We start from the raw sequence: 634 nt of genomic DNA on the forward strand, positions 1-634 counted from the left end.
TTTTGGCATCAGCGCCATGGTCCCCCGGATCTTGCTGGAGGAAGGGCACCCCAAAGCCGTGACCTGGGCGATTGAGCAGGGTGCGGTGGGCGGCGTTCCCCTGACGGGGTTCGCTTTTGGCTGCGCGTCGAACGCACATGCCTTTGTGCCGTCGCCGCAGCAGTTCATCTATTTTCAGGGGGGCGGATTCGACATGTCGTTTCTCTCGTTCCTTGAGGTCGATGTGGACGGCAATGTGAACGTGTCGAAGCTTGGTAAGAAACCCTATCTGACAGCAGGGTGCGGCGGTTTCGTGGATATCACGGCGCGCGCCAAACGGATCGTGTTCTCGGGCTGGTTCGAGGCTGGGGCGAAGATTGATCTGGGAAGCGACGGCATCCGGGTCACAGCGCCCGGCAAGTTTACCAAGATGGTGGACAAGGTTGAGCACGTCACCTTCTCGGGGCGTCGTGCACGGGAAACCGGGCAGGAAGTGATCTATGTAACCGAACGCTGCGTGATCCGCCTGACGGATGAGGGGCTGGTTGCGACTGAAATCATGCCGGGGATCGACGCGCAGCGCGATATTGTTGCCGCCTCGGGTGGGCGCGTGACAGTGGCTGAAAACGCAACGCTGATGCCGGCCTCTCTGTTC

The 634-nt window shown here is 60.7% G+C and carries 1 pseudogene; it reads left to right on the forward strand.

The features are described 5' to 3' along the window. Positions 1 to 634 (forward strand): annotated as a pseudogene (locus tag ACR0E6_RS22540) (acyl CoA:acetate/3-ketoacid CoA transferase); the annotation flags it as partial.

The sequence above is a fragment of the Ruegeria sp. AP12 genome, from assembly GCF_056540025.1.